Source organism: Escherichia sp. MOD1-EC6021, assembly GCF_002965245.1.
Lineage (GTDB): Bacteria > Pseudomonadota > Gammaproteobacteria > Enterobacterales > Enterobacteriaceae > Escherichia > Escherichia coli_F.
Map to the genome: position 1 here is coordinate 23,400 of NZ_PTRU01000024.1, position 24,785 is coordinate 48,184.

32 protein-coding genes and 1 pseudogene are annotated in these 24,785 nt (G+C 49.9%); 21 read left to right on the top strand and 12 right to left on the bottom strand.

Translation table 11 applies throughout. The annotated features are described in order from the left end of the window. Positions 1-95: 95 nt before the first annotated feature. From BEB54_RS21505 to potA, 3 genes are all read right to left on the bottom strand, one after another. On the bottom strand, positions 96-425 hold the full coding sequence (locus BEB54_RS21505; RefSeq protein WP_022581964.1) for a YkgJ family cysteine cluster protein: 330 nt from the start codon (positions 423-425) through the stop codon (positions 96-98). A gap of 164 nt (positions 426-589) precedes the next feature. Beyond that, complete coding sequence (gene potB / locus BEB54_RS21510) at positions 590-1,453, bottom strand: spermidine/putrescine ABC transporter permease PotB (protein WP_000799399.1); 864 nt, start codon at positions 1,451-1,453, stop codon at positions 590-592. After that, entirely contained in the window at positions 1,437-2,573 is a 1,137-nt protein-coding gene (gene potA, locus BEB54_RS21515; protein ID WP_000531596.1) for a spermidine/putrescine ABC transporter ATP-binding protein PotA, read from the bottom strand. The genes potB and potA overlap by 17 nt, the downstream gene beginning before the upstream one ends. A gap of 249 nt (positions 2,574-2,822) precedes the next feature. On the opposite strand from potA, the gene pepT reads away from it, so the two are divergent. Then, positions 2,823-4,049 carry a peptidase T gene (pepT, locus tag BEB54_RS21525; RefSeq protein ID WP_000359451.1) on the top strand — a complete coding sequence of 409 codons (1,227 nt, stop codon included), beginning with the start codon at positions 2,823-2,825 and terminating at the stop codon, positions 4,047-4,049. Between the two features lie 47 nt (positions 4,050-4,096). Here pepT and roxA read toward each other — a convergent pair whose 3' ends face one another. After that, the gene (gene roxA / locus BEB54_RS21530) at positions 4,097-5,218 is read right to left on the bottom strand and encodes a [50S ribosomal protein L16]-arginine 3-hydroxylase (protein WP_001353283.1); all 1,122 of its coding nucleotides are present in this window, start codon (positions 5,216-5,218) and stop codon (positions 4,097-4,099) included. 248 nt (positions 5,219-5,466) lie between these two features. On the opposite strand from roxA, the gene BEB54_RS21535 reads away from it, so the two are divergent. The 3 genes and pseudogenes from BEB54_RS21535 to BEB54_RS29420 form a co-directional block, all read left to right on the top strand. Then, a complete protein-coding gene (locus BEB54_RS21535) occupies positions 5,467-6,696 on the top strand; it encodes a tyrosine-type recombinase/integrase (protein ID WP_000085258.1) in 1,230 nt (409 codons plus the stop codon). A gap of 365 nt (positions 6,697-7,061) precedes the next feature. Further along, positions 7,062-7,250, top strand: coding sequence for a helix-turn-helix transcriptional regulator (locus BEB54_RS21540; protein WP_000953272.1), 189 nt, complete (start codon positions 7,062-7,064; stop codon positions 7,248-7,250). Positions 7,251-7,307: 57 nt separating this feature from the next. After that, a pseudogene (locus BEB54_RS29420) lies at positions 7,308-7,755 on the top strand (hypothetical protein); the annotation flags it as partial. Here BEB54_RS29420 and BEB54_RS29425 read toward each other — a convergent pair. Next, a complete protein-coding gene (locus tag BEB54_RS29425) occupies positions 7,751-7,930 on the bottom strand; it encodes a YlcI/YnfO family protein (protein ID WP_000201461.1) in 180 nt (59 codons plus the stop codon). The pseudogene BEB54_RS29420 and the gene BEB54_RS29425 sit on opposite strands and share 5 nt — an antisense overlap. A gap of 199 nt (positions 7,931-8,129) precedes the next feature. Here BEB54_RS29425 and BEB54_RS29430 point away from each other — a divergent pair, with 199 nt between their 5' ends. From BEB54_RS29430 to BEB54_RS21625, 16 genes are all read left to right on the top strand, one after another. After that, entirely contained in the window at positions 8,130-8,336 is a 207-nt protein-coding gene (locus BEB54_RS29430) for a host cell division inhibitor Icd-like protein (RefSeq protein WP_001403026.1), read from the top strand. Beyond that, positions 8,326-8,790, top strand: a complete 465-nt coding sequence (locus tag BEB54_RS21550; protein ID WP_000336167.1) for a hypothetical protein — start codon at positions 8,326-8,328, stop codon at positions 8,788-8,790. Before BEB54_RS29430 ends, BEB54_RS21550 begins: the two co-directional genes overlap by 11 nt. Continuing rightward, positions 8,783-9,016 (top strand): hypothetical protein, encoded by a 234-nt coding sequence (locus tag BEB54_RS21555; RefSeq protein WP_105282274.1) that lies wholly within the window; start codon positions 8,783-8,785, stop codon positions 9,014-9,016. The genes BEB54_RS21550 and BEB54_RS21555 overlap by 8 nt, the downstream gene beginning before the upstream one ends. A gap of 5 nt (positions 9,017-9,021) precedes the next feature. Next, positions 9,022-9,321: a DUF4222 domain-containing protein gene (locus BEB54_RS21560; RefSeq protein WP_105282275.1), complete on the top strand. Its 300-nt coding sequence runs from the start codon at positions 9,022-9,024 to the stop codon at positions 9,319-9,321. Then, a complete protein-coding gene (locus tag BEB54_RS21565) occupies positions 9,318-10,718 on the top strand; it encodes a helicase RepA family protein (RefSeq protein ID WP_105282276.1) in 1,401 nt (466 codons plus the stop codon). Before BEB54_RS21560 ends, BEB54_RS21565 begins: the two co-directional genes overlap by 4 nt. A 200-nt stretch (positions 10,719-10,918) precedes the next feature. Beyond that, positions 10,919-11,170 (top strand): hypothetical protein, encoded by a 252-nt coding sequence (locus tag BEB54_RS21570; protein ID WP_000192401.1) that lies wholly within the window; start codon positions 10,919-10,921, stop codon positions 11,168-11,170. Further along, positions 11,167-11,577 carry a single-stranded DNA-binding protein gene (locus tag BEB54_RS21575; RefSeq protein WP_000126687.1) on the top strand — a complete coding sequence of 137 codons (411 nt, stop codon included), beginning with the start codon at positions 11,167-11,169 and terminating at the stop codon, positions 11,575-11,577. The genes BEB54_RS21570 and BEB54_RS21575 overlap by 4 nt, the downstream gene beginning before the upstream one ends. Positions 11,578-11,587: 10 nt before the next feature. Beyond that, positions 11,588-11,860 (top strand): PerC family transcriptional regulator, encoded by a 273-nt coding sequence (locus BEB54_RS21580; protein ID WP_105282277.1) that lies wholly within the window; start codon positions 11,588-11,590, stop codon positions 11,858-11,860. Then, on the top strand, positions 11,817-11,945 hold the full coding sequence (locus tag BEB54_RS29835; protein WP_001301569.1) for a hypothetical protein: 129 nt from the start codon (positions 11,817-11,819) through the stop codon (positions 11,943-11,945). The genes BEB54_RS21580 and BEB54_RS29835 overlap by 44 nt, the downstream gene beginning before the upstream one ends. Positions 11,946-11,986: 41 nt before the next feature. Further along, on the top strand, positions 11,987-12,211 hold the full coding sequence (locus BEB54_RS21590; protein WP_001132079.1) for a hypothetical protein: 225 nt from the start codon (positions 11,987-11,989) through the stop codon (positions 12,209-12,211). 251 nt (positions 12,212-12,462) lie between these two features. Further along, a complete protein-coding gene (locus BEB54_RS21595) occupies positions 12,463-12,669 on the top strand; it encodes a hypothetical protein (RefSeq protein ID WP_000796963.1) in 207 nt (68 codons plus the stop codon). Continuing rightward, positions 12,669-13,724, top strand: coding sequence for a major capsid protein (locus BEB54_RS21600; RefSeq protein WP_024230886.1), 1,056 nt, complete (start codon positions 12,669-12,671; stop codon positions 13,722-13,724). Before BEB54_RS21595 ends, BEB54_RS21600 begins: the two co-directional genes overlap by 1 nt. An 11-nt stretch (positions 13,725-13,735) precedes the next feature. After that, positions 13,736-14,071 carry a head decoration protein gene (locus tag BEB54_RS21605; protein WP_000380879.1) on the top strand — a complete coding sequence of 112 codons (336 nt, stop codon included), beginning with the start codon at positions 13,736-13,738 and terminating at the stop codon, positions 14,069-14,071. 12 nt (positions 14,072-14,083) lie between these two features. Continuing rightward, positions 14,084-14,497 (top strand): hypothetical protein, encoded by a 414-nt coding sequence (locus BEB54_RS21610; protein ID WP_001403033.1) that lies wholly within the window; start codon positions 14,084-14,086, stop codon positions 14,495-14,497. Between the two features lie 206 nt (positions 14,498-14,703). Next, a complete protein-coding gene (locus BEB54_RS21620) occupies positions 14,704-15,246 on the top strand; it encodes a terminase small subunit (RefSeq protein ID WP_024226396.1) in 543 nt (180 codons plus the stop codon). A 255-nt stretch (positions 15,247-15,501) separates the two neighbouring features. Then, positions 15,502-15,783 (top strand): hypothetical protein, encoded by a 282-nt coding sequence (locus BEB54_RS21625; protein WP_000133424.1) that lies wholly within the window; start codon positions 15,502-15,504, stop codon positions 15,781-15,783. Between the two features lie 601 nt (positions 15,784-16,384). Here the strand turns inward: BEB54_RS21625 and phoQ are convergent. The 7 genes from phoQ to rluE form a co-directional block, all read right to left on the bottom strand. Next, positions 16,385-17,845, bottom strand: coding sequence for a two-component system sensor histidine kinase PhoQ (phoQ, locus tag BEB54_RS21630; protein WP_000735412.1), 1,461 nt, complete (start codon positions 17,843-17,845; stop codon positions 16,385-16,387). Beyond that, entirely contained in the window at positions 17,845-18,516 is a 672-nt protein-coding gene (gene phoP, locus BEB54_RS21635) for a two-component system response regulator PhoP (RefSeq protein WP_001265481.1), read from the bottom strand. Before phoP ends, phoQ begins: the two co-directional genes overlap by 1 nt. Positions 18,517-18,684: 168 nt before the next feature. Then, on the bottom strand, positions 18,685-20,055 hold the full coding sequence (gene purB / locus BEB54_RS21640) for an adenylosuccinate lyase (RefSeq protein ID WP_000423751.1): 1,371 nt from the start codon (positions 20,053-20,055) through the stop codon (positions 18,685-18,687). A gap of 3 nt (positions 20,056-20,058) precedes the next feature. Continuing rightward, the gene (hflD, locus tag BEB54_RS21645) at positions 20,059-20,700 is read right to left on the bottom strand and encodes a high frequency lysogenization protein HflD (RefSeq protein WP_001297479.1); all 642 of its coding nucleotides are present in this window, start codon (positions 20,698-20,700) and stop codon (positions 20,059-20,061) included. A 35-nt stretch (positions 20,701-20,735) separates the two neighbouring features. Next, complete coding sequence (gene mnmA, locus BEB54_RS21650; RefSeq protein WP_001353282.1) at positions 20,736-21,842, bottom strand: tRNA 2-thiouridine(34) synthase MnmA; 1,107 nt, start codon at positions 21,840-21,842, stop codon at positions 20,736-20,738. A 53-nt stretch (positions 21,843-21,895) separates the two neighbouring features. After that, a complete protein-coding gene (nudJ, locus tag BEB54_RS21655) occupies positions 21,896-22,357 on the bottom strand; it encodes a phosphatase NudJ (RefSeq protein ID WP_032183952.1) in 462 nt (153 codons plus the stop codon). A gap of 9 nt (positions 22,358-22,366) precedes the next feature. Continuing rightward, the gene (rluE, locus tag BEB54_RS21660; RefSeq protein ID WP_032183953.1) at positions 22,367-23,020 is read right to left on the bottom strand and encodes a 23S rRNA pseudouridine(2457) synthase RluE; all 654 of its coding nucleotides are present in this window, start codon (positions 23,018-23,020) and stop codon (positions 22,367-22,369) included. A 171-nt stretch (positions 23,021-23,191) separates the two neighbouring features. Between rluE and icd the strand changes: the two genes are divergently transcribed. Then, entirely contained in the window at positions 23,192-24,442 is a 1,251-nt protein-coding gene (icd, locus tag BEB54_RS21665) for an NADP-dependent isocitrate dehydrogenase (protein ID WP_000444487.1), read from the top strand. The last annotated feature ends 343 nt before the right edge of the window (positions 24,443-24,785 follow it).

Consider the following 24,785-nt stretch of genomic DNA (forward strand, 5'->3'; position numbering starts at 1 on the left):
ATACACTATGCCGGACGAATACTGCCACGGAAAAGTTAATTCCGGAAGTGACGGAAATCTCATTTTTCGTGCATCCTGTTGATATGGATGATTTTTCAGATTTCCGGAAGTCCGTATTTTGCCCGGGCGCGGTTGCATGCTTCATTCGCGATGCCATTTTCTCCGGACATTGCGAATTCCCGGCATGTGGACGGACGGTTTTTGTAAACAGAGCAATATGCGTTTTCACCCGGAGTTCCCGCCAGAGCGACACATCGGGGATTTTTCTGACTTGTGCCGCGCATACAGCGATGAAAGGGGGATATTTGCTCAGTGAGACTGACCGGAACCTTTCCGCCAGCATCGTCAGCTTCTGCCCAGTAAAAAGAGACGCGGAAAAATGCACAACAGGCACCACACGTCATGCATGGATTCGGATTGTTCATTTTTATACTATTTGTTGTTTTTTCAGCGATCAGATCAAAGGGCGCTGAAAAAAACATTCTCCAAAATTAGATTATAACTATTTGATTTTATGGATAGAGGCATGCTTTTTACGCAAAAGTAAAAAGCATGCCAAATTTGCTATTAACTCTTTGAATATTCAGCACTAATCATCTATTTCGGTTGCCTTCTTATTCAGCAGACGAGAAGCGCGCCAGTAAACCAGCAACATCAGGCCCATTACGATAGTCAGCGTAATGCTGGTGGCTGCACCAAACGGCCAGTCACGAATATTGAGGAACTGTACCTTGATGACGTTACCGATCAGCAGGTTTTTCGCACCGCCCATCAGGTCGGACACATAGAACAGGCCCATCGCTGGCAGCATTACCAGCAGACATCCGGCAATAATTCCCGGCATCGTCAGTGGGATAATGATGCGGATGAAGGTCTGCAACTTGCTGGCACCGAGATCGCGCGCCGCCTCAAGCAACGGCTTATCCAGTTTTTCGATACTGGAGTACAGCGGCATCACCATAAACGGCAGCAGAATGTAAACCAGACCGATAATCACCGCACTAGGCGTGAACATGATGCGAATTGGTGTATCGATAACGCCCAGCCAGAGCAAAAACTCGTTGAGATAGCCTTTGGTGCTGAGGAAAATTTTCAGCCCGTAAATACGAATCAATGAGTTGGTCCAGAACGGAACAATCAGCAGAAACAGCAGCAGCGGACGCACCTTGTGTGGCAGCTTCGCCAGAAACCAGGCAAAAGGATAGCCCAGCACCAGGCAGGCGAGGGTGGCGATCAGCGCCATATTCAGCGAGTGCAATAGCACTTCAAAATAAAGCGGATCGAGCAGACGCGTGTAGTTATCCAGCGTAAAGACCATTTTGACGAAACTGGCGTCGTCGCGGGTCAAAAAGCTGGTGCCAATGATCATCAGGTTGGGCAGAAAGACAAACAACACAAGCCAACCGACAATAGTGACAATCACTACATTCTGGAACTTACTTGTGTTCTTCATCAGCCAGTACGACCTCCCAGCTTTCTACCCAATTAATGGCCATTTTTTGGTCGAGAGAGTGGTCAAAGTCAGGATCGTCTTCATTGAAGAATTCGCTGACCATCACCATCTTGCCATTTTCCAGTTCAACAACCGACTCCAGCGTCATACCTTTGTAGTTACGCTCGCGAACGTAACCAATCAGCCCTTCAGCGTGGTTGTCGTCGTTAATCTCTTCAACACGTAAGTCTTCCGGGCGCAGCAGAACATGCAGTTTTTGCCCCGGTTCAACGCCGAAGTTAACGTAGATATTACACTCGCGGCCTTCAACGTTGGCGCGTACGCGCTGCTCGTCGAGACGTTCGATGACCGTGGCATTAAACATATTGATTTCACCGATAAACCCAGCAACAAACAGGTTTTTCGGCTCTTCGTAGATTTCACGCGGCGTGCCGTCTTGCTCAATGCGACCATCGCGCATCACCACAATCCTGTCCGACATGGTGAGTGCTTCTTCCTGGTCGTGAGTCACGAAGACGAATGTAATGCCAAGCTTACGCTGTAGCGCTTTCAGCTCGTTCTGCATCTGTTTACGCAGTTTGTAATCCAGCGCTGAGAGCGACTCATCCAGCAACAACAGACGAGGCTTGTTAACCACCGCGCGAGCAATGGCGACGCGTTGCTGTTGACCACCAGAAAGCTGATGCGGTTTACGTTGAGCGAAGGTTTCCAGCTGCACCATCCGCAGGGCTTCCATCACGCGGGGCGTAATTTCAGCTGCGGGGGTTTTTTGCATGCGCAACCCAAAGGCCACATTTTCGAACACGGTCATGTGGGGGAAAAGTGCGTAGCTTTGGAAAACAGTGTTCACATAGCGGTTTTCCGCCGGAACGTGGGTGATGTCCTCGTTATCCAGCATGATGCGTCCGGAATCAACAGTTTCCAGACCTGCAATCAGGCGAAGAACGGTTGTTTTACCGCAGCCAGAAGGGCCAAGCAGCGTGAGGAACTCGCCATTGTTGATAGTCAGATCCAGCTGGGGAATGACCTCTTTACCATCAAAGCATTTGCGAATTCCCGCCAATTGCACCAGCGGTGAAAGCGAACTCGGTTGTTTATTCAATTTTTTACTCTGTCCCATGTAAACGCAACGGATGGCTTACCGATGCGGGGTTTGTGGTTAACCACCTTGGTGACTCTTAATGAGGGCGGTAATTCTACGGCAAACCGCTTGAATCGCCAATCTTTGTTGTGAATTACTGGCTTAGCTTTATATTCATTAAGGTAATGCTGATAAATATTCCCGCTTGCAGGGGTAAAAGTGACCTGACGCAATATTTGTCTTTTCTTGCTTCTTAATAATGTTGTCACAAAAAGTGAGGGTGACTACATGGATAAACTACTTGAGCGATTTTTGAACTACGTGTCTCTGGATACCCAATCAAAAGCCGGGGTGAGACAGGTTCCCAGCACGGAAGGCCAATGGAAGTTATTGCATCTGCTGAAAGAGCAGCTCGAAGAGATGGGGCTTATCAATGTGACCTTAAGTGAGAAGGGCACGTTGATGGCGACGTTACCGGCTAACGTCCCAGGCGATATCCCCGCGATTGGCTTTATTTCTCATGTGGATACCTCACCGGATTGCAGCGGCAAAAATGTGAATCCGCAAATCGTTGAAAACTATCGCGGTGGCGATATTGCGCTGGGTATCGGCGATGAAGTTTTATCACCGGTTATGTTCCCGGTGCTGCATCAGCTACTGGGTCAGACGCTGATTACCACCGATGGTAAAACCTTGTTAGGTGCCGATGATAAAGCTGGTATTGCAGAAATCATGACCGCGCTGGCGGTATTACAACAAAAAAACATTCCGCATGGTGATATTCGTGTCGCCTTTACCCCGGATGAAGAAGTGGGCAAAGGGGCGAAACATTTTGATGTTGACGCCTTCGATGCCCGCTGGGCTTACACCGTTGATGGTGGTGGCGTAGGCGAACTGGAGTTTGAAAACTTCAACGCCGCGTCGGTCAATATCAAAATTGTCGGTAACAATGTTCACCCGGGCACGGCGAAAGGAGTGATGGTAAATGCGCTTTCGCTGGCGGCACGTATTCATGCGGAAGTTCCGGCAAATGAAAGCCCGGAAATGACAGAAGGCTATGAAGGTTTCTATCACCTGGCGAGCATGAAAGGCACCGTTGAACGGGCCGATATGCACTACATCATTCGTGATTTCGACCGTAAACAGTTTGAAGCGCGTAAACGTAAAATGATGGAGATCGCCAAAAAAGTGGGCAAAGGGTTACATCCTGATTGCTACATTGAACTGGTGATTGAAGACAGTTACTACAATATGCGCGAGAAAGTGGTTGAGCATCCGCATATTCTCGATATCGCTCAGCAGGCGATGCGTGACTGCGATATTGAGCCGGAACTGAAACCGATCCGCGGTGGTACCGACGGCGCGCAGTTGTCGTTTATGGGATTACCGTGTCCGAACCTGTTCACTGGCGGTTACAACTACCATGGTAAGCATGAATTTGTGACTCTGGAAGGTATGGAAAAAGCGGTGCAGGTGATCGTCCGTATTGCCGAGTTAACGGCGCAACGGAAGTAGCGAAAAGGGATGCGGCATGTGATGCCGCATCCAGCTTAACTTCAAACTTACCCTTCGAAGAACCAATACCCGCTATTGACCAGCGCCGCGAGCATCGCGAGGAATGACGGATCTTCCAGCGCATCGCCAAAATTCTCCGCGGTCAGCGCAATGTTGCTGGCGAGCGCATCCAGTGCCGGACGGTGCGGGGAATCGATCTTCTCACCATTGGCATACACGTCGTCGCCAATGCGCAATACGCGCAGACCACCCAGACGCACCAGCACATCACCTTGTTTCAGCGCATCGTAGATTTCATCCGGCTGATAAGGCGGCTCTGGCGGCGCGATATCCAGTTCATGACGTGACTGGGATATAAACTCGCCAAACCATTGCTTAAAGTGTTCCGGCTGGTTGATCAATTCGAGCATCATCTCACGCAGTTTATCCATCTCTTGCGGCAGAACGTCCGCAGGATGAGCGCGAGGTGGAACATCAGGATCGCTGTAGTAGTTGCCGCCCAGTTCACGTTGCAGCACATAATCGGCAAATCCGCTAATCAGTTCCCGCGTATTTGGCGCGCGAAAACCCACGGAATAGTTCATCGCATTTTCCAGCGCGTAGCCTTCATGGGGGAATCCTGGCGGAATATAAAGAATATCGCCTGGCTCCAGTTCTTCATCAATGATGGCTTCGAACGGATCGACCTGTAACAGATCCGGGTGCGGGCAGTGCTGTTTCATTTGCAGCTTTTCGCCCACTCGCCAGCGACGACGTCCGGTACCCTGAATGATAAACACGTCGTACTGATCGAGATGTGGGCCGACGCCGCCGCCAGGTACGGAAAAAGAGATCATCAGGTCATCAATACGCCAGTCCGGCAGTTCACGGAACGGCCGCATCAGCGAGGCGCTCGGCTCATGCCAGTGGTTCACTGCCTGTACCAGTAACGACCAGTTGGTTTCACCGAGATGATCGTAGCTTTCGAACGGGCCGTGGCTGACCTGCCATTTGCCATCCTGGTGACTGACCAGTCGACTGTCGACTTCGCTTTCCATCGCCAGACCCGCCAACTCGTCTGGAGAGATCGGGTCAATAAAATTATTAAAGCCGCGTTTTAACACCACCGGGCGTTTCTGCCAGTGACGTTCAAGAAAATCGGGCCAGTTAAGAGTGAGTTGGTATTCCATGTTAAGCATCCACAGGCTGGTATCTGCAACCGATTATAACGGATGCTTAACGTAATGCGTGAAGTATGGACATATTTTATCAATTAGTGTTTTTTGCCGTTTCATAATGTTTCAGATTGTTCATTATGTTTTTGATTATAAACAGATTTGTGATTTTCCTTGTTCCAGCTTGTTTCACGTTGTAGCCCTTTGTGCAACGATCGGTGTAGTTAATGGTGTAGTTAATTGTGATGACCGGAATCAAAATTATGAGCAGAGCACTTAACAAACTGAGCGATACACAGCTGAGGAAAATCAACGGCACACCCGCCCAAAAAACAGCCTTTCTTAATGACGGTGGAAACCTGAGCGTCAGGCATTCAACCAGTGGCCTTTTAACCTGGTATTTCACTTACAGGGCCGGAACGGGAAGGGGGGCACCACCGGAACGCATTAAGCTGGGAAATTATCCTGATCTGAGCCTGAAATCAGCCAGGGAAAAAGCCGCCCAGTGTCGCGCATGGCTGGCAGAGGGGAAAAATCCACGTCATGAGCTTAATTACACCGTACAGGAAGCGTTAAAGCCGGTAACGGTTGGCGATGCGCTCACCTACTGGCTTGAGTCGTACGCAAAGGAAAACCGCGTGGATTATGCCGCCCTGAAAAAGCGCCTTAATAATCACGTAATACAGCACATTGGTGCTATGCCGCTGGATAAATGCGAGCTACGGCACTGGCTGGCCTGTTTTGACCAGGTGGCAAAGCGAACGCCTGTTACTGCCGGATTCTTGCTACAGACGTGCAAACAGGCGCTTAAGTTCTGCCGGAGGCGGCGCTATGCAATCAGCAACGTTCTTGATGATATGAGTGTGGCGGACGTTGGGAAAAAACCGGATATAAGCGAGCGTGTCTTAAGCACCAAAGAACTGGGCGAATTATTGCAGGCACTGGACAAAAAAATATTCTCCCCCTACTACATCGCGTTAATCCGCCTCCTGATTGTGTTCGGATGCCGGACGGTAGAACTGAGGTTATCGGAGATCAGCGAGTGGGATTTTACCGAAATGCTCTGGACCGTGCCGAAAGAACACAGCAAAACGAAGGTGGCAATATTCCGGCCCATACCGGAAGCAATACTGCCGTTCGTCACGCAGCTGGTGGAGCAGAACAGGCACACGGGCTTATTGCTGGGGGAAGTGAAACAGGAAACAAGCGTGTCGCAGTACGGCAGATTAGCGCACAGGAGGCTAAATCACCCTCACTGGTCACTACATGACATCCGGCGCACCTTTACAACGATGCTGAGCGATTTAGGCGTGGATCCTCACGTCGTGGAGCAGCTTACAGGCCACCAGATGCCAGGAATGCAGCGAGTTTATAATCATTCCCGTTATCTGGATGCTAAACGCAATGCGCTGGATATGTGGATGGAGCGGTTAGGGATACTGGCGGGAACACATGAAAACGTAACCGCACTACCAGCAGCCAGAAGAAAATAATTTTTTTCGTGTTTTTTCAGTATGCGCATACTGGATAAGCACACAGATACAACGGCGAACAATGTGAAACAACGTGGAACAACCACGAACAAGAGGCGAAAAAGTACACAGGTTTATAAGTGACTGATTTTATTTGTGTGACTGTTTTTTTATACATTAGCGAATAACGCTTTAACGCGTGAGAAAAAAGGCATGAAACAATATTTTATGCCTTTGTATTAACATGAATTTAAAAGATTTTATTCTTACTGTTTCATTTTCTGTAAATCATACATCCTCAATATTTGCCATTCATCACTCTAGCGGGAACAATACGACACAATAAGACACCTGATGACTCTTTAAGAAACGAAAGGGGGGCAATAGTGTTAAGCACTGATCGGTTTATACGTGAAAAAGAATGCGAAAAACTAACCGGCCTTAGCCGTACGTGTCGCTACCGCCTGGAAAAGGCCGGACAATTCCCATCACGTCGTAAACTTGGCGGTCGTTCCGTTGGCTGGTCTTTATCCGAGGTTCTGGCCTGGAAGGATAGCTGCAAGGCAGTTCATTAATCACGCTGGCGGCACGCAGCCGCCACACATCAATCATCTGAACACAGAGCTATAACCATGAAGATTGAATATACGCCAGAACGTGGGCGGGGATTCGTTCGCCCTGGTGAAACTGAAAAACAACAAAATTGGGGTTTTTCAGACATAAAAAAAGCGGCCCCGAAATGGAGCCGCCTTTCTGAACAGATAACCCGCTGCGCCGTTTGTGTGTGTGATCCCAAACATAAGAACGGCAATGATAGTCGCTATCAGGCTGGTGGGCAATGCTATCAGTCTGGTTCAGTTCGTTGCCATACCTGCAATGAGCGCTTTTCCCTGTACTCTTTAAGGAATTGCTCAAGGGCAAAAGCACATGGCGCGAATCTTTCTGATTCATGCTCTATCTTTCTGCGCCGTCTTTTCCGTGCCGGTGATAATGTTTTGGTCAATTCTTTATCGGTCATTGTGTTGTCCTGCATAGCAATGCGCCGTAATACCTTACACCACGGCGCTGATGGTGATTACTCTGGTTCTTTGGCCTTGCGCCGCTGGCGATATTCAACTTCTCGTTTTAATGCTGCAGTAACAAATTGCCCCGTACTTTCGCCAGGCATTTTTACCGCCTCAACATTGTTCATAACTTCATGCGGAACCCTTGCCGCAACGGTTTGTGATTTTGCGTTTACTGCTTTTGTCGCCATGTGGTGTACCCCTCATAAAAAACAAATGCAGTATGCAGGAAAAAAAACAAGTGTTCAACACTTGACGTGTTTAACACCTGGGTTTAAATTGGTGTTCAACACCTTGTTGGCGCAAGGTGCAGAAACGACGAAACCCGGCAGTGCGCTAACACTAACCGGGCTTCTAACCACCAACGATAGCGAAAGTATCGAGGTAGCTATGAGAAATCATACCACACACCCGCAAGGGCGGGACTCGCACAACCTGAATAAATACATCTGGCGTTTTATCGCCCTGAGCACGGCACAACCGCGCGTGATTACCATTGAGGCCACCAGCGAACAGGAAGCACGCCAGCAATCTCCGGCTGGCTGCGTGATGGTATTCGCTGCCCGTATTCGTCAGGAGGTGTGCCATGTGCAATAACATCCGTCCGGACGCAGCCGCCGAAGCCATCATAACGCTAATGCACGCGCTGATTGATATTTCTGTTATCGCAGACATGGCGCATAAGCACGCCACCAGTGAAACAGAATATGCCGGGGCTTTCGTTCCTCATTCGCTGGCGGTTATGCAACTTAGTGCGGATATGGCGCTGAATGAGGCCAAAGCCATCCTGATTGCTGATTGTGAAAATGGGGGGGTTATGCGTGATGATCGTTTTAATTCCCTGAAACAGGAATTTTCCGGCGTTCCTGATGATGCGGCTGATGCGCTTTCGTCAATGCCAGAACTTATTAGAGCGGCTTTTTTCTTACTTTCCACGAGAGAATATAAATCAACGGGGCTTGATGTACTGAATATCGCCGCCGATTATGCGGAATATGTGGCAGAGGCGCGTTATAGAAGAAAATTTCCTGAGGATGTAAGCCATGCGTGATATTTACCACCAAACAATAGACCGCGCATTTCTTGCACTTTCTCACAGTGAAAACATGCTGGAAATATTGCGCATATGGCTTGAAACACTTGGCGACAATGAACGCGACAAACAAAAATCAAGAATTGCCACGGCATTAATAACGCTTCTTGAGCATGTAATAATGGAACTGCAAGAAATAGATCTATTGCACGACAGATATAAAGAACAGCACACCGGAGAATAAAAATAATGAAACTTAAATATTCTGGCTTAACTGCCAGTGGCAACACTCACCCTAAATTTACGCGCGGTGATATTTACCGCGACCAGTACGGCGGCACGGTAATGATTAAGGGCGTGGAAGAACGGCGCGTAACCTACCGCCGTGAAGGTTACGAATATGATTGCGTGATGCCTGTTTATCAGTTCCGGCGTGATTTGTCTCTGGTACAGATCGCGCCGCATAACGTGCCCACCAGCAACGCCAGGGCACGGGCAAACATCCAGAAGCTGAAAACCATGATTAACGGATTCAGGGGCAAGAAATGAAAAGCGCACCGAACTTAAAAAAACAGCCTTACGACAAGATGACCGAAGTCATTATTTTTGCGGGTAGTGATGCCTGGGCACATGCGAAACAGTGGCAGGAACAGGACGGGCGACTGGCTGGCGATAATGTGCCTCCCGTTGTGCTGGCTGATGATCAACTGGATGAACTGGCAGACCTGAGAATCATCGACGAGGGGCGCTATTGTGTCCGGCTGTACAAGGCAGGCCACATCAGGCCATCAAATATTAATGCCATTGCGCACAAGCTGGCGGCGACGGGTGTAACTGATGCGAATTATTACCCCGAAGGGATGCACAGCCATATGCGGGAGAACTGGCGCGAATACCTGGAACGGGTGCGCGGGAAAGAGCCGGCGGAAGAAAAAAACCACCAGCGAAAAACCACGCTACCGATGAGCGTTGGATCTACCGGATACGACACGCAACTGGATTACGTGGTTAAGGGGATTATTCCGGCGGTATCGCTATGCAGCATATACGGGGCTAGCGGGTCCTATAAATCATTCCTTGCCGGATCGTGGGCGTGCCATGTTGCCACTGGTCGCCAGTGGGGAGGCCGCAGGGTTGCACATGGTGCGGTTCTCTATGTGGTTGGTGAAGGCGGTATAGGTGTTCCGCGTCGTGTAAAAGCCTGGGAGGTTGTGCACGATGAGCAGGTGAAAAATCTGTATCTGGTAAACCGCCCCATCTTTCCGGCTGCCCCGCTTGATGTTGATGAAATGGTTATCGCTGCCCGTCAGGTGGAGCGGGAAACGGGTAAACCTGTACGCATGATTATTCTGGATACGCTGGCGCGTTGCTTTGGTGGGAATGATGAAAATGATTCCCGTGATATGGGGGCGTTTATCCGTGGTTGTGACGAACTGAAACGACGCACAGGGGCCACGGTGCTGGTGGTTCACCATTCCGGCAAGGATGAGACGAAAGGCGCGCGCGGTTCCAGTGCATTTCGTGCTTCGCTGGATGCTGAATACCGGATACGCAGGGAGGACGCAGGAAGCGAAGCGCTGGTTATCTCATGCACCAAAATGAAGGACGCGGAGGAACTCAAAGAAGCCGCATATGACTTACGCGTGGTGGAGCTTTTTACCGACGCTGACGGTGAATTAATCACGTCGCTGGTGGTGGTGGATGATCCGCGCCCTCCTGTTGAACTGGAGCGCATCGAGGAGGCAGGGAACAAGACGGAAAACCATACCGCGCTATGGGGGTGCATCCGTTCACGCACACAGAACGGCGACAAGTGCACGATCCCGCTGTTACGTGATGACATGAAAAAGCTGGGGTATGAAATGAAAAACTTCCGGCGCTGGCTGTACAAGCTGGAAAAAGATGGGGTTATTCGTATCGATGGGGATGATGTAGCGCCGCTATAAAAGTGAGGAGCAAAAGCGAGGGGGATAGAAAGAGGGCCAAAATTAGCCCGCTCTCCCTCACTTTTCGACCTGTATACATCCTCAAAAGTGAGGGGTAAAAAAATACTTATGAAACACACACATAGAAAAACCGAAAATCCCAACTGCGACGAAGTGAGACGCTTGAAAAAGTGAGGCGAAAAAGTGAGAGGTTGCGAGAAATGACCCAAAAACGCAGAGACAGAACAGAGCCAAAATATAAAGCGTTAGACATGACTGAGCACACCTTAAAGGTGGCAATCAGAACGATAGACCGCCACACGCGGGAAGGATACGCGAAGGAACATCCCGACCTGATAAGCGCATTCATGACCACGGCGGCGGCAAACTTTGCCACGCTGACAGAACGGGAGATTGCCGAAGCGGAACAGGTAACAACCATCAACGTTAAAACCGGAGAGGTGGAATTATGACGGCACAGATAGCCGCTTACGGGCGGCTGGTGGACGACCCGCAGGTAAAACAGACCAGCAAGGGCACACCGATGACGCTGGCGCGTATGGCGGTATCTTTGCCATGCAGCCAGGCACAGGACGGACAGGCGACGTTATGGTTATCGGTCATCGCATTTGGCAAACAGGCCGACTTCCTGGCTAAACATCAAAAAGGCGATGTTGCCAGCGTATCCGGCACGATGCAGGTAAGCCAGTGGACCGGACAGAACGGAGAAACGCGGCAGGGCTGGCAGGTTATCGCAGACAGCGTAATCAGTGCCCGCGCGGCACGTCCAGGCGGGAACAGACGCAAAACCACAGGCACACAGGGTAATCAGCCACCAGCGGGAGGCGATGACCCTTACGGTGATGATATTTCGTTCTGAGGGGGTGACGATGGTACATGACCGCATAGCGGAGGAACTGGAGGCGAAAGGCTTTTACCGGAGGGCGGCGGCGCGATGGGGTGAAGTCATGCAGCTGGTGGAGACAGACAAGGAACGGCATAACATCACGATGCGACGGCTGGAATGTTCAAGGAAGGCACAGAGGGCACCGGAGCCGCCGGATAATTTCGGAGACCTGAAAAAGGCAGTCGATCGCACTTATGCCGAAATGGGTATAGATGGTGCTGGTGATGAAATATGGCGCAATTACCAGGACAGCTAATCAAACAGCCGGAGAAATACGGCTTTTTTTGCACCAGTTGAAACGGTATGGCGCATTACCGGGTTTTCGTCACGGTCAGGCATAGTTACTATCTGAAACAAACAGACACAACAGAGGAAAAAAACAATGCCGATGAAATTTGATGAGATATTAAAACAGCGTGATAAATACCATGCTGACAACATGGAGACGATGAGCATCAATGATTACCGCGCATTCCTGGAGACGGGCGCACTGATTGAAAAGGATCAGCATGGTTTTGTGAGATGTGCTCTATCCGGTGAAATGCTGGCGGTAAATCCTGAACAGATAGATGCATTGATAGAATTTCTGAAAGAGATCAGAGACTGAGCCAGCACACAGCACACATAGCCGGAGCAATCCGGCTTTTTTGCGCCCAAAAAAAGCCCGATAAGGTCAGAGGGTTCTTATCGGGCTTTTGCATATGAGGTTTTTGGATGCACTGGCGTTCGTGATCGGGATAATCATTTCATAATTTGCAACATAACTCAATATCATTGCATAAAATGCAATTCTGATTATAATCAGGACTGGATAAACATCCAGTTATGATTTTTTTAGTCGAAGAGGAATTTCTTACTATGGCTGAAGAGAAAAAAGGCGGTGTTTCGGTGTACATAAGCCCCGAAATCGTGGAGGTGCTCAAGCAGCGCCACAAAAAAAACTATGAAGCTGGCGTTGCGGCTGGACTGGATCCGCTGATGACGCCGGAGCCGTCGATAGGTTCACTTGTGCGATCTTATTTACTTGCGGCGCTTGGGATGCACAAAAATTATGGGGGCGAATAATGGCAGTCAAAGCAATAGCACTTAACACACACCAGCTTTTCGCGTACCTGAATCGCGAGGATATTGCGGAATTTAAATTTAGTCCGCTGTTTACCGCGCTGTTTTTCCCGAACGTGGCGACATTCAACACGCAGGACATCATGTTAGATAACCTGGATATTGAAGAAGTCACTATGTCGGCGTTTTGTTCGCCTATGGTTGGCAGCCAGGTTCAGCGCGATAAAGGGTACGAAACCAGCATTATCCGCCCTGGCTACATGAAGCCAAAACACGAAATCGATCCATTAAAAACAATAATGCGCATGGCTGGAGAAGATCCGGCACAGCTTAACGATCCTACCTACCGCCGTATGCGCCTGATTACTGGCAACATGCGCCGCCAGATAAACGCCATTAAGGCACGCGTTGAATGGCTGGCGGTGAATGCGGTAACGACCGGAAAAAACATCATTGAGGGCGAAGGCATAGAACGCTATGAAATCGACTGGAAGATACCGGAAAAAAACATCATAGAGCAGGCCGACGGTAAAAAATGGTCTGAGCAGGATAAAGACATACACGACCCAATATATGACATTGAACTATACGCAGATCAGGCAGGTTGCCCCGCCAACGTCATGATTATGGGCGTTGATGTATGGCGCATGTTACGCAGCTTTAAAAAATTCCGTGAACTGTACGATCTCTCCCGTGGTTCAGAATCCGCCGCAGAGCTGGCATGTAAAAACCTGGGCGAAGTGGTGAGCTTTAAAGGCTATCTTGGTGATCTGGCCCTTATCGTCTATTCCGGCAAATACACTGACAGCGACGGCACAGAAAAATATTTCCTTGAGCCTGATTTGCTTGTCCTGGGCAACACCAACAATAAAGGGCTGGTGGCCTATGGTGCGATTATGGATCAGGACGCAGTAAGAACGGGGGCAACGCAAAACATGTACTACCCGAAAAACTGGATTGAGGACGGAGATCCGGCGATTGAGTACGTGCAGACGCACAGCGCACCGCAGCCGGTTCCGGCAGATATTCGCAAATTTGTTACTGTCAAAATTGCTTAACGGGGGATTCTATGGACACTCCATACATTGAGTTATTTGCAGGCAGTCAGCAGGTCGCCACGACGCTGGTACATTTTGCCGCTGATGCTGGCGTTATTCAGGAATTTACCCCGCTGATGCTGGCGGACAATGGCGAGTTTAAGCCGTGGGATGGTCAGGAATCTGGCAAGGCTGTTTATCTGACTTCGTATCCTGTGGACACGTCAAAGCAGAAATCAGCACAGTGTTACAAGACGGGGATATTCAATATTGCCGCCGTTAACTGGCCTGAGAGCGTCGACACCGATGCGAAAAAATGCGCCGCCTTTGCGGGTTCCGGCGTATCCGTTCAGCCGCTGGCCCGATAAGCAGGGGGAACGATGGCAACGAATGAAAGCATCATGACGCTACCGCTGGCGAGTAAATTTAAAGCCGAAGCGCGGGCAATGGCTGACAGAGGTTTATCAACCTATGAGGCCGTATATCAACTAAACAAACTGGAAGAGCAGGACAAGCCGCGCGCTGATGCGATTATGGCGCTTCATGAGCATAAAGACTATCAGCCGCTGTTACGTGCAATGGCAAACGTGCCATGTATTAGCGTCGATAATGCTCGTGAAATCCTGAACATGACCATAGAGCAGGAGCGCCCAAAGGTTGCACCAGAGCTTACCGCAGCCTTTGAAAACTTTATGGACATGCACAGCCCGCAAGCCGTATCAGCTGGCATGGCATACGATGGCAGAAACCAGGGCGATGACGGCGACATCGATCGCATACTGAAAACCATCTGAGACAAGGCCGGAGAAATCCGGCTTTTTTTACGGGTCCTTTCCGGCATATGGACCCGTTACGGGGCGGCGACCTCGCGGTTTTTCGCTATTTATGAGCCTTTTCAGGGGGGTGGTGGTGGTTTTGTTGTTTGCTCTATCTTTATGAATGAAAAGGGAAAGATGCAAACAATACACCAACCTGAAGCAGTAATTAAGTTGGTGTATTAATGAAATCGCACCTGATGAACAAAAAAAACATGGCGAAAAGCTGCCGTGTAAGTGCGACAGCGTTCGACAAGTGGGGAGTGACTCCCGTTGAACGTAAAGGCCGTGAGGCGTTTTACGATGTTGCCAGCGTGATAGACAATAGGGTTAACAATGCAATTAGCCAGCTTACAAACGACAAAGGCGATATTGATGATGATGAACTCTTACGAGTCAGGATCAGATTACTGACAGCACAGGCGGAGGCGCAGGAACTTAAAAACGAGCGCGATCGCGGTGACGTGATTGATACTGAGTTTTGCCTGTACGCGCTTTCAAAGCTGGCGAGTCAGATTTCATCAATCATGGACAGCCTCCCGCTTACTATGCAAAGGAGCTTCCCACAGATTACCCACGCCATGCTGGATAGGCTTAAAAGGGAAGTGGTTAAAGCCTGTAATGCCAGTGCCAGAGTTGCCGACAACCTCCCACAGATACTGGCTGATTACTTGAAAGAAACAACCGGAAACGTACCGGAAAAGTTGCTACAGAAGAAAGGCGAGTAACAGACGCGCAATTATTGAACAAAACTGAGAAACGACATGAAAGCGTCATAAATCGCCATTTTAGATGATTACCGTGTCGTTTCTTTTTATTGTGTATCTATTTAAAAACAAATAGTTATGTTCGAGAAGTACCGACATGCTTTTTCCAGAAAAATTTTCATAAACAGATAAAAACCGCGAGGTCGCCGCCCCGTAACGGGCCATAATTCCAGGAAGGACCCGACGACACCAGACTATCAGAGCGATGGGGGCACAATGACAGAAGCCGAACTACTGGGATTAATCCGCCGCGTCGCCGGAATCAGCCAGCAGCATGACGAACAGGCCACACAGCCGGACAGCGTGACCGCTGAAAATTATGTGCGTGTTGTAGCGGAAGTGATGCGCCGTGATGGTATAGAACTTAATGGCGTTGATATGCGCAACATACGGAACCGCGTTCTTGAAATGCTGGCCTACAATCGCCGCGTTGAACTGTATCGGGAGAAAGAAAAAATAACGTACCACTGGAAGAAGCCGGAACGGCTGCGGCGGTAACTTGCTGATATTCCCGATAACGCAAAATTGCGCTGGCTACATCCCTCACATCTGAGGACTGTTAACCAGAAGGCCGGAATATATTCACAAACTACGAAATTTTCGTAGTTTAATTAATGGTCAGATTAATCGCTAACCCGCTGATATTTTCGGAAACCTCAATTTGAGGAAGTCGGAAGCGTCACCCTTCATATTCTGAATGGTCATAATGACCACGCAGACCATCAAGGCAACCACAACGAACATCGTTACGGTTGGAGCTTTTACCCCACTGGGGGAAAGGTATTACGATAATCATAACACCTACCGAACAGGTAAAACCCACCAGCCTGATTAACAGTTAACCGGAAAAAAAATCCGGTAGCCCCGTTATGGGGATCCCCATATCGACATTAACGCCCCTCATGAATTGGTGCGCTTCCCCCTGGAAAGATTACCCGCCTGTATATTTCTTGTGTCTATTTGTTCCACGTTGTTTCATACAGTGCACCGAACGGTGTAGTTAATGGTGTAGTCAATTTGCTGTTTTTAGCACTTTTTGCAGTGTGGGTTGTTTAATTAAATCAATGGTTTGCCTTGCTGTGGTGATAAAAGGACATATTTATTCATCTTTCGGCGCAGAATGCTGGCGGCCAAAAATCACCTCCATCCGCGCACCGCCCAGCATGCTCTCTCCGGCGACGATTTTACCCTCATACTGCTCGGTGATTTCGCGGGCTACCGCCAGCCCTACACCTTGCCCAGGGCGTAAAGTATCAACCCGTTGACCACGGTCGAAAATGACCTCTCGCTTGCTTAATGGAATACCGGGGCCATCATCCTCGACCACAATATAGAGATGCTCGTCGGTTTGCCTTGCAGAAATTTCGACAAACTCGAGGCAATATTTACAGGCGTTATCCAGCACGTTGCCCATCACCTCGACAAAATCGTTCTGCTCACCAACAAAGCTGATCTCTGGTGAAATATCGAGAGAGATATTGACCCCTTTGCGTTGATACACTTTGTTCAGCGCCGAGGTGAGATTGTCCAACAGAGGGGCGACCGGATGCAGCTCGCGGCTAAGCAATGTCCCACCGCGCATACTGGCACGATGCAGGTAGTAGCCAATTTGCTGTGAAATGCGGCTGATTTGCTCCAGCATCACCGGCTCAGCATCACTGACGCTCATCTTCTCACTACGCAGAGAACGCAGCGTACTTTGCAGCACCGCCAGTGGCGTTTTCAGACTATGGGTCAGGTCGGTGAGCGTCGTACGATATTTGTCGTAACGTTCGCGTTCACTTTTTAACAGTCGGTTCAGGTTTCGTACCAGACTGGTCAGTTCTCGCGTTGTGGCTGGATTGAGCAATTCGCGGTTATGTTCTTCCAGTTCGCGGACTTCTTTTGCCAGGGCTTCGATGGGGCGTAAACTCCACCAGGCGGCGACCCACAGCAGCGGGATCACTAACAGCAGATTGGCTGAGAGCACATAGATAAACCAGCTCCAGACCATATAGGAACTTTTTAGCTCCACCGGAATGGTATCCACCACCACAATGGTTAACTTTGGCATCCGCGATGTTGCCGGGTAGACGTTTACCGCCACCGAGTGGGTCATCTCCGCGTCGTCATCATCTTCCCGCACTTCCTGCAACTGTTGCTGTATTGAATGATCTCCACTCAGTAACAGGCTGGTGTCGTTAACATCCGCTTCAATTTCATGAAAACCATTCGATTTCAGCCAGTCAGGCTGGATCATTTTCATCAGCCAGGGCACGTCACGTTGCGCCCATAAAAGCTGCCCGTTCTCATCATAAATTAGCGTCATGGTGGGGCTTTGCTTGTCGATATTTTCGGGTAACTCGACATGCAATTTATTATTTTCCCACTTCGCAAGGGTATAGAACAGATTGCTCTCGCCACGTAACAGCCGAAACGTGGTTTTATCGAAACTGACGCTATAACCGATCAGCGCAACCATTCCGTAGGCAAGCGAAAGCACCAATACTACTGCTGCCGTTGCTAACAGAAAACGGACCCGCAGCGAGAGCGGGAAAAAAAGACGCAGTAATTTTTTCATCAGCGCAATTCGAACAAGTAGCCCTGGCCGCGAACGGTGGTAATCACTTCTTGCGGATATTGTGCCTGAATTTTTTTGCGCAGACGTCCCATCAGTACATCAATGGTATGGCTTTCCCGCAGCTCCGCATCCGGATAGAGTTGTAGCATTAACGAATCTTTGCTGACCACTTTGCCATTATTGCGTATCAACGTTTCCATAATGGTGTATTCGAACGCGGTCAGTTTGATCACTTCGTCATTAATAGATAATTCACGGCGGGAGAGATCAACCTGAAACGGTGGTAGCGAAATGACCTGTGAAGCCAGACCGCTATTACGCCGCATTAATGCCTGCATTCGCGCCATCACCTCTTCAATATGAAACGGTTTAGTCACGTAATCATCAGCGCCAGCACTTAATACTTCGACTTTGTCCTGCCAGCTTTCACGGGCGGTTAATACCAGAATCGGCAGTGAAACATCATTACTGCGCCAGCGGCGAATCAATGACAGACCGTCCTCGTCAGGCAAACCGAGATCGACAATCGCAATATCCGGTAAATGCTCATTGAGATAATAATCGGCTTCTTTAGCATCTTCTGCGTCATCGACCTGATGACCAGCATCCTGAATCTGAACTTTAAGATGGTGACGTAACAACGCATTGTCTTCAACAACCAGTACGCGCATTTTTCATTCTCCCTGTTTTAATTATTAAAATAGTGTAACGCGATTATGTCGTTATGGGGGTAAACATTAAATAAACCAGCGGGGAGGGGAGGTAAAGAGAAAAAATAAAAAGCGGATAATCTTAATAAGCAGGCCGGACAGCATCGCCATCCGGCACTGATTTGAGGCTTATTTCAGCTCATCAACCATGGTGATGGCGCGGCCAATGTAGTTTGCCGGCGTCATCGCTTTCAGGCGGGCTTTTTCTTCTTCTGGCAGTGCCAGACCGTCGATAAATTGCTTCATGCCTTCGGCGTCAACGCGCTTACCGCGAGTCAGCTCTTTCAGCTTTTCGTACGGTTTTTCGATGCCATAGCGACGCATAACTGTCTGGATTGGCTCAGCCAGCACTTCCCAGTTGTGATCCAGTTCCTCCAGCAGATGGTCACGGTTCACTTCCAGTTTGCTCACGCCTTTCAGGGTGGATTGATACGCAATCAGCGCATAACCGATACCCACGCCGAGGTTACGCAGCACGGTGGAGTCGGTCAGGTCACGCTGCCAGCGGGAAACTGGCAGTTTGCTTGCCAGGTGCTGCAATACCGCGTTGGAAAGGCCCAGATTCCCTTCGGAGTTTTCGAAGTCGATCGGGTTAACTTTATGCGGCATGGTGGAAGAACCAATCTCACCAGCAATGGTTTTCTGTTTGAAGTGGTTAAGGGCGATATAACCCCAGACGTCACGGTCAAAGTCGATCAGAATGGTGTTGAAGCGCGCAACGCAATCAAACAATTCGGCAATGTAGTCGTGCGGTTCAATCTGGGTAGTGTACGGGTTCCACTGAATACCCAGCGAGGTGACGAACTCTTCGCTGAACTGATGCCAGTCAACTTCCGGGTAAGCGGCGATGTGGGCATTATAGTTGCCGACAGCGCCGTTGATTTTGCCGAGGATCTCCACCTGATTAAGCTGGCGGTACTGACGTTCCATGCGGTAGGCAACGTTTGCCATCTCTTTACCGATGGTTGACGGCGTGGCTGGCTGACCGTGGGTACGGGACAGCAGCGGGATATCGCGATACTGAACGGCGAGATCTTTAATGCCATCAATCAGTTGACGCCAGTATGGCAGGATCACTTCATCACGCGCGGTTTTCAGCATCAACGCGTGGGAGAGGTTATTGATATCTTCCGAAGTACAGGCAAAGTGGATGAATTCAGAAACTGCGTGCAGTTCCGGGATATCGGCCACTTTTTCTTTCAGGAAATACTCAACCGCTTTAACGTCGTGGTTAGTGGTACGCTCGATGGTTTTGATGCGTGCTGCATCTTCTTCGCTGAAACTGGCGACAATTGTATCAAGGTAACCGATTGCGTCGGCAGCAAAAGCAGGAACTTCCTTGATCGCTGCGTGCGCGGCCAGTTTTTGCAGCCAACGTACTTCAACTTGTACACGGAATTTCAGCAAACCATATTCGCTGAAAATCCCGCGCAGCGCGCTGACTTTATCGCCGTAGCGTCCATCGACAGGGGAAACGGCGGTCAGTGAGGATAATTCCATAGATCACAACTCCGGGGTTAAATGAGCAAGAATTTGTTTTGCCTGAGTGGTCAGGCGATTACGAGAAAACATCAGTTGTAGACGTCCGCCGCCGACCTGGTGCCAGAGCACGGCGGCGCGAATGCCTGCCAACAGGGTGGCGCGGACTTTCGCCTGCACCTGTGGGCTTTGCAGTACAGCAGGAGATCCGGTGACCTGAATGCGCGGGCCTAGCGGGCTAATCACATCAACATAAATAGCGGCCATCGCGCTCATCAGCGTTTCGGACTGTAGATCGAAGTGTTCGAGCTGACGTTGCAGGCCGTTGATGCGGTTGCCCAGAGTGTCGAGCGCACCTTTCGCTGAGGAAAGTTTGCGCTCAAGCACCATCAGGCTAAGGGTGTAGCGGGTTAACTCAGCATTTAAGCCCTGGCGACTGCTGGCGTTGAGCACGCCGAGCAATGTTTCCAGCCCGACACGCAGGTTAGCTTCGCTGCCACCAAAAACCGCCAGCGTGGAGCTGGGGTTCATATCGATAATACTGTTGAGTGAGACGTGTAGCGCATCGGCATCACAATGCCCCTGGTGAGCGAGTTGTTGCACCAGGCGTGCCGACTGACAAATTCCGGCCAGGGCGAGGGTGATGTCATAGTAATTCTTTGCCACGTTCACTGCTTCCTTGTTGTAATTAAAGACAATAATCAGACCGGCAGCGGCAGACGCTGCTCAATAATACCGCCACCGAGGCACACTTCACCGTTATAGAAGACGGCAGACTGGCCCGGCGTCACGGCGGCAACCGGCTCATCAAAAATCACTTCAATGCGATCGTCGTCCAGCGCCTTGACGGTGCAAGGGATGTCGGTCTGGCGATAGCGGGTTTTTACCGTGCAACGCATAGTGCCGGTGAAGGGTTCGCGATCGACCCAGTGCAGCTGCTGGGCAATCAGACCGACAGACATCAGACGCGGGTGTTCATGGCCCTGCGCAACAATCAGAATGTTGTTTTCGACGTCTTTATCGACCACATACCACGGTTCTTCAGTGCCTTCTTTGGTGCCACCGATACCCAGACCTTTACGCTGACCGAGGGTGTGATACATCAGCCCCTGGTGCTCGCCAATTTCATCGCCGTCAACGGTAATGATTTTGCCCGGTTGCGCCGGGAGATAACGGCCCAGGAACTCGCGGAATTTACGCTCGCCAATAAAGCAGATCCCGGTAGAGTCTTTTTTCTTCGCGGTAACCAGACCGAGATCTTCAGCAATCTTGCGCACCTGCGGCTTTTCCAGTTCGCCGACCGGGAACAGGCTTTGCGCAATCTGCTCATGGCTGAGCGTATAAAGGAAGTAGCTCTGGTCTTTATTGCTATCCAGACCACGCAGCAGGCGGCTTTTGCCATCGACATCGGCACGACGAACGTAATGACCGGTAGCGATATAATCGGCACCTAAATCTTCGGCGGCAAATTCGAGGAACGCTTTAAATTTGATCTCTTTGTTGCACAGAATATCTGGGTTCGGCGTGCGACCGGCTTTATATTCGGCAAGGAACAGTTCGAAGACGTTGTCCCAGTACTCGGCAGCAAAGTTAACGGTGTGCAGTTCAATGCCGAGCTTATCGCAGACAGCCTGGGCATCAGCCAGATCCGCTGCCGCCGTGCAATATTCCTCACCGTCGTCTTCTTCCCAGTTCTTCATAAACAGGCCTTCGACCTGATATCCCTGTTGTTGCAACAGCCAGGCAGAAACGGAGGAATCGACACCGCCGGACATGCCGACGATTACTTTTTTTGCGGTTTCAGACATTGGATCACTCACGACATTGAACTTCAAGGCGGCGTATTCTATCACGCAGCCTTTTAGATGACACCCTTTGTAAAAGGCCAGTTAAAATCGCCAATCATCTCCAGCGGATAGCGTTGCCCACTTTGATAACAACGAATACTTTCCGCCACCAGCGGCGAGCGCAGATTTGACGCCTGTAAAATCTCTTCGGCGCTGACCCAACGGCAGCAGTCGATATCGCTGTCATGGGGCTGGGTCGGGCATATTTGCTCAAGCTCAATGGCAAACAGGAAGCGCAAAAACGGCGTTTTATCCGGCGCAATCCACTGATGCATGCGGATAAAATGTTGCGGTTGCGCGCTGATGCCCGTCTCTTCCCACAGCTCACGGGCGGCGGCTTCCACTAAGGTTTCATCGGCTTCCAGATGCCCGGCGGGCTGGTTCCATAACGCTTTACCATTAATCGTTTCTTCAACGATTAAAAATTTGCCCTCTGCGTGCACCACGCAGGCAACGGTAACGTGCGGTTTAAACATTTTGCGTCCTTAATCTGTCTCTTCTCGCCATTCGCCATTGGCAAGATTATCCAAAGAGTAATCACCCATCGCATAGCGAATCAGTCGCAGCGTGGGAAAACCAACATGGGCGGTCATGCGGCGCACCTGGCGATTACGTCCTTCATATAAGGTGATCTTAAGCCAGCTGGTGGGAATACTTTTTCGTTCACGAATTGGCGGATTACGGGGCCATAACCATTCCGGCTCCTCAACCATCTCCGCACCTGCGGGCAGGGTAGGGCCATCATTTAAGGTTACGCCATTGCGCAACGCTTCAAGGGCGTCTTCCGTGGGAATACCTTCTACCTGTACATAATAGATTTTCCCGGTACGTTTACCCGGCTGGGTTAAACGCGCCTGCAAAGCGCCGTTATTGGTCAGCACCAGTAACCCTTCGCTGTCGCGGTCGAGACGACCTGCCGCATACACCCCCTGAATCGGGATGAATTCTTTTAATGTTTTGCGTCCGGCTTCATCGGTGAACTGCGGAAGAACATCGTAGGGTTTATTGAACAGGATCACACGCGTGGGCTGGTTTTCAGGTTTTCGCCTGGTAGAACGTTGCGAGCTGAATCGCTTAACCTGGTGATTTCTAAAAGAAGTTTTTTGCATGGTATTTTCAGAGATTATGAATTGCCGCATTATAGCCTAATAACGCGCATCTTTCATGACGGCAAACAATAGGGTAGTATTGACAAGCCAATTACAAATCATTAACAAAAAATTGCTCTAACGCATCCGTATCGCAGGACGCAAACGCATATGCAACGTGGTGGCAGACGAGCAAACCAGTAGCGCTCGAAGGAGAGGTGAATGGAAAGTAAAGTAGTTGTTCCGGCACAAGGCAAGAAGATCACCCTGCAAAACGGCAAACTCAACGTTCCTGAAAATCCGATTATCCCTTACATTGAAGGTGATGGAATCGGTGTAGATGTAACCCCAGCCATGCTGAAAGTGGTCGACGCTGCAGTCGAGAAAGCCTATAAAGGCGAGCGTAAAATCTCCTGGATGGAAATTTACACCGGTGAAAAATCCACACAGGTTTATGGTCAGGACGTCTGGCTGCCTGCTGAAACCCTTGATCTGATTCGTGAATATCGCGTTGCCATTAAAGGCCCTCTGACCACTCCGGTTGGCGGCGGTATTCGTTCTCTCAACGTAGCTCTGCGCCAGGAACTGGATCTCTACATCTGCCTGCGTCCGGTACGTTACTATCAGGGCACCCCAAGCCCGGTTAAACATCCTGAACTGACCGATATGGTTATCTTCCGTGAAAACTCGGAAGACATTTATGCGGGTATCGAATGGAAAGCTGATTCTGCCGACGCTGAGAAAGTGATTAAATTCCTGCGTGAAGAGATGGGTGTGAAGAAAATTCGCTTCCCGGAACATTGCGGTATCGGTATTAAGCCGTGTTCTGAAGAGGGCACCAAACGTCTGGTTCGTGCCGCGATCGAATACGCAATTGCTAACGACCGTGACTCTGTGACCCTGGTGCACAAAGGTAACATCATGAAGTTCACCGAAGGCGCGTTTAAAGACTGGGGTTACCAGCTGGCGCGTGAAGAGTTTGGCGGTGAACTGATCGACGGCGGCCCGTGGCTGAAAGTCAAAAACCCGAACACCGGCAAAGAGATCGTTATTAAAGACGTGATTGCTGACGCATTCCTGCAACAGATCCTGCTGCGTCCGGCTGAATACGACGTTATCGCCTGTATGAACCTCAACGGTGACTACATTTCTGATGCTCTGGCAGCGCAGGTTGGCGGTATCGGTATCGCCCCAGGCGCAAACATCGGTGACGAATGCGCGCTGTTTGAAGCCACCCACGGTACTGCGCCGAAGTATGCTGGTCAGGACAAAGTTAACCCAGGCTCTATCATCCTCTCCGCTGAGATGATGCTGCGCCATATGGGCTGGACTGAAGCCGCAGACCTGATTGTTAAAGGTATGGAAGGCGCAATCAACGCGAAGACTGTAACCTATGACTTCGAACGTCTGATGGAAGGCGCTAAACTGCTGAAATGTTCAGAGTTTGGTGACGCGATCATCAAGAATATGTAATCACTACATGTGTTAAATATTGAAACGGGCGTATAACACGCCCGTTGTTTTTTGTTAGCATGCTAACGGTTATCAAAATTTTATCAAAACTCCCCTGCTAGTTTGGGGTAGTGTGGTCTGTCCAATGACTGCTCTACTGCCTAAGTCCCTATTCTCTTTTCTTTTAAACTGCGGTAAAGACCGGAATGCAACGGATCTGTATTAATAAAATAATAATGATCTCCCGTCTGGCGTTTAATGGCACGACGGTTATGCTCCCTGTTTGCTGACAGGCCCCGGCGCTGTGCGAGTTAAATAAACAGGTCTGCAGCTCTCCAGGGGGAGCCGTGGGCAAACACGGCAC